Origin of the sequence: Bradyrhizobium hipponense, assembly GCF_008123965.1 — a bacterium.
In the GTDB taxonomy this organism is placed as follows: Bacteria; Pseudomonadota; Alphaproteobacteria; order Rhizobiales; family Xanthobacteraceae; genus Bradyrhizobium; species Bradyrhizobium hipponense.
Map to the genome: position 1 here is coordinate 1 of NZ_VSTH01000282.1, position 6256 is coordinate 6256.

Below are 6256 nucleotides of genomic sequence, written 5' to 3' on the forward strand. Positions count from 1 at the left end.
AAAAACAACTGTAATGCTAAGCTTCACGCAGCGCTGAGCTAGAAGGTCGCTTCGGCACGGCTGCGGGACCAATCGGTGCCTGATCGGGCTCAACGGAGTAGTTATGACTAAAGCAAGGGGATCGCGCTCTGCGACCAGTGCGGCGGCGGTGGAAATCCCGTCGATCGCGGCCGCGCGCGAGGCGCGCAAGCGCATTTCTTCTAAGGCTAAAAAACCAGCCGTCGAAAAATTCATTGGCCTGCTCGACGTGAGCGACGCTGAAAAGCGATTAATGTTGGCGGCGGCGGACCTCTGGTATGAACTGCGAACGATGATCGATGATGAGCAAGGCCCTCGGGCGATCATGTATAGGGAGCGGGTGAACCAATCTTTGACCCATATGGCAGTGCAGGATGGATGGCGCGGGCGACAGATAAGTTGCGCGATGCAAAAAGGGCGCGTGGACTGACGCCGCCAGGAGCACGCAAAAGGCTCGACTTGATGATTGTGTTTGGGAACACGATCGGGGAGTGTGCAAAAGCCGAATGGGGCCGTTCCGATCAATCGGCGATGAAGAAGATGCGCCCAATGATGGCCGAAAATCTTCTCTCATTCGCTGCGCTCGCGGTCCTACCGGGAGCAAACTAGCGATTTGAGGTACCTCAAACACTCCGATTTTGACAGGTACCTGAAAATGCTCCACGGTCATCACCGTCCAGAAATTCGCCCGGCCGCCGACGCGTGCCGGGCTTTTTATTGAAAGAAGGTTCACCCCATGACACACACGAAATTCACTGCTGGCGATTTGGCGTCGCTGTTCAACTGGAGTTTAATTCGTCTGCACGAACTTGCTTGCGCCGACGAGTTGCCGATCGTCGTCAGCGAGTCATTCCGGCCTTTCTCGCATCAAGACCAATTCAGCTATTCCGACGCCTTGATGGTCGAGGTCGCGCGCCAGATGCATGATGACGGCGGCATTTCAATATTGGCTGCATCGAAGCTTGTTTTGAATGCTGGCATTGGTGCTCCACGCGAGGACGGCGCCGATCACTGGATTGCGATTGTCCGCTACCGCAACACGTGGGGTGATTCGAACCCGAGGGGATCAATCCCAGTCACCGAGATCGGCCACGACGAATATTGGTCCTCGTCTCACTTCGCTGGAAGTCTGGGCGAAGTGACAAGCGCGATCACAGCCGAAATCGGCAGGTCTGCAAAAGAGCACCCCGGCTCCGATCCGGCGCGCATCTTCCTCGCGAACGTCTCCACGGCCGATCGCCGGCTGCGAAACCGCGCGGCGGCGCTCGGCCTCAAGATCGCTAGTCTCGGCTAGTTGCTGCCCGCCATGATTGCCGATGCGCAACAGGCTTTGGAGTTGCCGGCCGATTTCGAGCAGCAACGGTGTATGCGCGATTGCAAGCGGGCGAACCAATGTCGATTGAATACCTCGCCGATCAACTGGGCGTCTCTTACGAATTCTTCGCTACCGCGCTCGCGGTATATTGCGCGGTTGTTCACCGCGTGCCGGCAACGGCCGATTACTCGCCAGCCCGGCCGCTCCACTAAGGATCACCATGATAGAAATCGACGCAACGCGCCGGCGATCGCCGGCGCGAACGGAAACCTATGTTCGGCGCGCTCCAACACGCGGAACAACCTTCAACGTCGAGGATGGAACATTCTCGGCGTCATCGCCACTAGCACGCCGGTGCTGCGGCGCGACTATGAGGGCGACTATTTCGAAATCCTATCGATCGAACCGAAAGCGATTCGGCTCGATCGGCTTCAGTCTGGAACGGCGCCCGTTCTGGACTCGCATCGATCCGGATCAACGCGGGATCAAATCGGCATCGTCACGGATGCTCGATCGACGCCGGCCGACTGATCGCGGATGCGCGGTTAGAAACCTATAGATGTCAATCCCGACCCGTCTGCACGAGCAGGCGTGACCGCACCAGTTTCGCACCAGAAACGATCTCATCGAAACGCAACGAACGCGATCAAACGCAGACAGAAACGCAGCAAAATCAACGAAGCTGATCGATATCCCGCCGCTCATAACGGTCTGGTTGCAGGTTCGAGTCCTGCCGGGCCCACCAAGGAAATCAAACACTTACGAGTCACCGTTTCGTCTGATCGGAATCACCGCACCAGAAACCGCACCAGATACGTGCACTTTTCGTTCGCCGGCTCGATCGTGCTTGGCGATTTTTGTTGGTCCACTATAAGAACGACTCACTACAGCGAATCGATTTCGGGCTTTAAGAACGACTCGGTTTCGTAAATCGCTGCCCGATGATCAGAAATCGGCGTCTGAGCACAGCTCAGAACATTAACACCGCACAGATTCGGCCGTGGGCGCAAATCAGAGGATTCGCGGCCATTGAACGCAACTTTGGTTATGATCTGACGTGGGTCAGCAGGGTGCTGGCGCCGGCTCGCCGGCGGTGCCACGCTTGGAATATCCATAGCTTGTTGGTATAGCGGCAGGAGCTGCTGCTGCTGCTCGCCGCCGGAAATATACGTCCACTATGAGAACGACTCACTCGGCTATAAGAGCGACTCGATTTCCACGATCCGATTTTGTAAGTCCATGCTCGGTAATGGAAAATCAGCGGCCACGCCTGAAGCCGAACATTAACGCCGCGAAGATTTCGCCGTGAGTAGGGTAAGCGGTTTTGCGGGGATCACAATCGATTTTGATCGATCTCAGGCGTCAGCAGCCGCTGGACCGCCGGCAATGCCGGCGGCGGCCCATCGCGATGCCCCTGCTGGTGCTGAGAATGATGATGCCGGTGACAATGCCGCTCACGATGAGCGTCGGCATGCCGATGAGCAGCAGCATCATGCTGATCATCATCATGGTGCCGCCGATGATCGGCGCCGGAATGCCGGCCTTGGTCTTTCGAACCCGACTATTAGGCTCGGGCCGCGGTGTCTTTCTTAGCGAAGAGCGGCTCCGCGCTGTCTACCACTTCTTTTGGAAGCATCCTCAGCTGCTCTGCGTCGAATGGCAGGTGAGTGAGATAGTTCGCGACCAGAGCCCCGACGGCTTCCGCCTGCGCCGCATCCCGTTGTCGCTTGAGCGGCTCCCTGTCCGCACGCCGGGACAACCAAAGCTTATGGGCGGCCCAAACCCGCGGGTCTGGAGCGACGATGCGCACCGGTTCGCCCTTCTCGTCGATCGCGGTTGCCTCGAAAGCCGGCGAATTCTGCAGCCAATCGAGTCCTTCGATTTGAACGGCAGTCAGGTCTTCTGGGTCCGAGCCTATTTTATCCGGGGCCTTCTTCCAAGGAGGGCTCTGCATAGGCTTGATCAGATCGACGAGATAGCCGTCCCGGTTTACGGCGCGGAACGTCTGCTTGGCACGCTCGAAGCTGGTGTCGACACGTTGGAGTATCTTCAGCAGCGAAGACTCGGAAACCTTGTCGTCCGCCACAAACGTAAGGCCGCCGCGCGCATCGAACAGAAGATCGATGTCTTCCGTCGTGGCCAAGCCAGGATCGATTCTGACGCCAGAGGAGGCCTCATAGGCGTAGACGGCGTTTGTTCCGAGAATCCGAATGCCGGAACCTAACATCCCGAAGCCATCGAGAGCGCGCATGATGCGGGCACCGATCAGAGGGACGCGACCCAAGCCGAGTGCGCGATTGACCGCGGCTTGACGGTCCATCGTGCCACGCAAGTTCTTCAGTCGGTTTTCCGCCGCTGCTCGCTTAGCCTCGAAGTCGACCTTCATCTTTTCGGTTTCGGCCGAGCGCGCGCCGAGCGAGCTTTGCTTTCGGAGGCCCGCTTTATCGTAGTAGCTCCGGACGAGGTATTCGTGTCCTTTGGACTCTACCCAGGTCAGGGAACCGCGATGAGCATCGTAGGCCTCCTTGGCGTCCCGCAAGGCCTGAAAGCGCTGCTGGCTATTGACCACCTCGCGGCGCTGATCATTGTTAAGCTCTTGAAAATCCATGGTTTCAACACTTCGATCAGTTTAGCCCCCTCACTGTTGAAACCGTATTTATCATTGAAAATCAAAGGTTTCAACAGTTCCATACAAAATGAAGCCAAACTGTTGAAACCGGGAACTTTTGTCTCCATCCGCCGGCCGTCCATCCGCCTGGCTTACCCGCCTCCATCGAACCACCGGTTCAGCGCGTGTCTCTCGGTCTCCTCTTCCGCGCACGCAACATCGCGATCCAGTTGATAGATGAGATCCTGCCAACTGCCGATCGTCCAATGAAGGCACCAGATCGACCGCTTCGTTTTCGATCACCCGCAGGGGAACGCCTTCTTCGTAGTGCTTGAAAGCTTCTCTCAGATGCTTCGGCAGACATCGTACGTAGTTGGCAAGATCGACCCGTAGCAGTGTTTCGAGGAGGTCGGTATGCAGCATCGCTTGCTACAGCTGCTAGTGGTTCATCACAGTGATTTTGACGTTTTGATACCGAGCCATTCGAGGATGGGCAAGTTTTCGGGTGGCAGAAGAATCTCGATGCTGCGGGGAACACCTGGCTGACGGCGAATGAAACCGTTTCGTTCGAGGGTGACGATCATCTGGTGGACCGAAGGCGGGCTGACGCGGAAATGGCGCTGCATGTCGGTTTCGGCGGGTGGGCGTCCGAACATGTGCGCGTAGGTGTAGATAAAAGCCAGGTAATACCCCTGCTTCTCGGTGAAGTGCGTGCCTGATTTTTGACTCATCGCTGGATTCGTCCCGGCCTCCGACAAGGAGGCGAAGCATGAATGTACGTTATCGCGTCGAATTGAGCCAAATCGAGCGGGACGAACTGACAGCGATGCTCGGCGGCGGCAAGCATGCCGCCCGCAAGCTCAAGCGGGCGCAGATTTTACTGGCGGCCGATGCCGGTAGTTGCGACGCGGAGATTGTCCGAACTGTCCGGGTCAGCCTTTCCAGCGTCGGCCGGACAAAGCGCCGCTTCGTGGAAGGCAATCTGGAGCGGGCCTTGTGTGAGGAACCGCGCCCGGGCGCAGAGCGCAAGCTGACCGGCAAGGAGGAGGCTCTGCTGGTGGCGACCGCATGCGCCAAGCCGCCCGCCGGCCGCAACCGCTGGACACTGACATTACTGGCCGACACAATGGTCAAGCTCACCGATCACGACAGCCTGTCGGGCGAGACCGTGCGTCGCCGGCTGGCCGAGAACGATCTCAAGCCGTGGCGCAGGGACATGTGGTGCATCCCCCAGGTCGACGGCGAATACGTCGCCCGCATGGAGGACGTGCTCGACCTCTACGCCGAGGCGCCGGATCCTGCCCGGCCGCTGGTCTGCTTCGACGAGACCCCCGTCCAGCTCATCGACGAGGCGCGTCAGCCGATTCCAGCCCAGCCGGGACAGCGCGAGCGCTACGATTACGAGTACCGCCGCAACGGCACCGTCAATCTCTTCGTTACCTTCGACCCGCATCGTGGCTGGCGCAACGTCAAGGTGACAGACCGCCGCGCCGCCGTAGACTACGCGCACTGCATGCGCGAACTCGTCGACATCCATTATCCCGACGCCGCCTGCATCCATGTCGTGCAGGACAATCTGTCGATCCATACCGAGCTATCGCCAAATTTTGGTGACGGCCGGGCCGGTCAGGCGGCGGCGGTTATGGGCTGACGGTCGGTCGGCTTGGCGATGACCTCGATCCCGTCGTTGAATGTCACACCAAGAACGAGTTTTGGCAACTGGTTGTGGCCATCGAGACGGCGCCAGCTTTTCTGTGCGCCCTCGACCAGTTTAAAGACCATGGCGAGCGCGGTCCCGTTCGACAGACAACCCTTCGATCGGATGGTGCGGTGGCGCACGGTGGCGAAGGTGCTTTCGATGGGGTTGGTAACCGGTATAAGATTCTCGGTGCTGATGTTCGGCTGCGGTTTTCAAGATCGTGGCGTATGGTGCGACCATCCGGGACAGAGGCACCGGGAGCACGAAGGTGTGGGCAGGCCGATGCGTACGATGAGCTACGAGCTCGAGTTAGTAGCTGGCCGCCTCTACGACTAGCCCGGTTGCGCCGTGAGCGCGGATCCGTAGTTGTCGTGTCGCCCACCGTTCCCGTCATATGACAGGAGGTGTAAATGCGACGCATAATCGGAATGGATATCCACCGAACTTTCGGCGAGGTGGTTTTCTGGGAAGATGGCAGACTTCGACCGGCCGGTCGCGTCGATATGACCCGCACGGCACTGGAAGGCTTTGGCAAAAGCCTTCAACCGATAGACGAGGTGGTGATCGAAGCGACCGGCAACTGCATGGCCGTGTCACGGGTGCTGTCGCCGTTCGT

At 58.6% G+C, this 6256-nt stretch carries 7 protein-coding genes and 3 pseudogenes; 5 read left to right on the top strand and 5 right to left on the bottom strand.

Going from position 1 to position 6256, the window contains the following annotated elements; translation table 11 throughout:
• Positions 1 to 103: 103 nt before the first annotated feature.
• The 3 genes from FXV83_RS41865 to FXV83_RS41875 all read left to right on the top strand — a co-directional run bounded on the left by FXV83_RS41865 (position 104) and on the right by FXV83_RS41875 (position 1864).
• The gene (locus FXV83_RS41865) at positions 104 to 448 is read left to right on the top strand and encodes a hypothetical protein (protein ID WP_148745831.1); all 345 of its coding nucleotides are present in this window, start codon (positions 104 to 106) and stop codon (positions 446 to 448) included.
• 306 nt (positions 449 to 754) lie between these two features.
• Positions 755 to 1312 carry a hypothetical protein gene (locus tag FXV83_RS41870; RefSeq protein ID WP_148745832.1) on the top strand — a complete coding sequence of 186 codons (558 nt, stop codon included), beginning with the start codon at positions 755 to 757 and terminating at the stop codon, positions 1310 to 1312.
• A 12-nt stretch (positions 1313 to 1324) separates the two neighbouring features.
• On the top strand, positions 1325 to 1864 hold the full coding sequence (locus FXV83_RS41875; protein WP_148745833.1) for a hypothetical protein: 540 nt from the start codon (positions 1325 to 1327) through the stop codon (positions 1862 to 1864).
• Between the two features lie 831 nt (positions 1865 to 2695).
• Here the strand turns inward: FXV83_RS41875 and FXV83_RS45090 are convergent.
• The 4 genes from FXV83_RS45090 to FXV83_RS41890 all read right to left on the bottom strand — a co-directional run bounded on the left by FXV83_RS45090 (position 2696) and on the right by FXV83_RS41890 (position 4672).
• The gene (locus FXV83_RS45090) at positions 2696 to 2827 is read right to left on the bottom strand and encodes a hypothetical protein (protein WP_283811759.1); all 132 of its coding nucleotides are present in this window, start codon (positions 2825 to 2827) and stop codon (positions 2696 to 2698) included.
• A gap of 70 nt (positions 2828 to 2897) precedes the next feature.
• Complete coding sequence (locus FXV83_RS41880) at positions 2898 to 3941, bottom strand: GSU2403 family nucleotidyltransferase fold protein (RefSeq protein ID WP_148745834.1); 1044 nt, start codon at positions 3939 to 3941, stop codon at positions 2898 to 2900.
• Between the two features lie 51 nt (positions 3942 to 3992).
• Positions 3993 to 4364 carry a hypothetical protein gene (locus tag FXV83_RS41885; RefSeq protein ID WP_148745835.1) on the bottom strand — a complete coding sequence of 124 codons (372 nt, stop codon included), beginning with the start codon at positions 4362 to 4364 and terminating at the stop codon, positions 3993 to 3995.
• A 26-nt stretch (positions 4365 to 4390) separates the two neighbouring features.
• The gene (locus FXV83_RS41890; protein WP_148745836.1) at positions 4391 to 4672 is read right to left on the bottom strand and encodes a LexA family protein; all 282 of its coding nucleotides are present in this window, start codon (positions 4670 to 4672) and stop codon (positions 4391 to 4393) included.
• Between the two features lie 38 nt (positions 4673 to 4710).
• Between FXV83_RS41890 and FXV83_RS41895 the strand changes: the two are divergent.
• Positions 4711 to 5532: pseudogene (locus tag FXV83_RS41895) on the top strand (IS630 family transposase); the annotation flags it as partial.
• 35 nt (positions 5533 to 5567) lie between these two features.
• Here the strand turns inward: FXV83_RS41895 and FXV83_RS41900 are convergent.
• A pseudogene (locus tag FXV83_RS41900) lies at positions 5568 to 5810 on the bottom strand (IS256 family transposase); the annotation flags it as partial.
• Between the two features lie 240 nt (positions 5811 to 6050).
• Here FXV83_RS41900 and FXV83_RS41905 point away from each other — a divergent pair.
• A pseudogene (locus FXV83_RS41905) lies at positions 6051 to 6256 on the top strand (IS110 family RNA-guided transposase); the annotation flags it as partial.

Excerpts from the sequence above, each read along its gene's own strand:
- FXV83_RS41865 (WP_148745831.1), top strand. The coding sequence starts at position 104 with ATGACTAAAGCAAGGGGATCGCGCTCTGCGACCAGTGCGGCGGCGGTG.
- FXV83_RS41870 (WP_148745832.1), top strand. The coding sequence starts at position 755 with ATGACACACACGAAATTCACTGCTGGCGATTTGGCGTCGCTGTTCAAC.
- FXV83_RS41875 (WP_148745833.1), top strand. The coding sequence starts at position 1,325 with ATGATTGCCGATGCGCAACAGGCTTTGGAGTTGCCGGCCGATTTCGAG.
- FXV83_RS45090 (WP_283811759.1), bottom strand. The coding sequence starts at position 2,827 with ATGATGCTGCTGCTCATCGGCATGCCGACGCTCATCGTGAGCGGCATT.
- FXV83_RS41880 (WP_148745834.1), bottom strand. The coding sequence starts at position 3,941 with ATGGATTTTCAAGAGCTTAACAATGATCAGCGCCGCGAGGTGGTCAAT.
- FXV83_RS41885 (WP_148745835.1), bottom strand. The coding sequence starts at position 4,364 with ATGCTGCATACCGACCTCCTCGAAACACTGCTACGGGTCGATCTTGCC.
- FXV83_RS41890 (WP_148745836.1), bottom strand. The coding sequence starts at position 4,672 with ATGAGTCAAAAATCAGGCACGCACTTCACCGAGAAGCAGGGGTATTAC.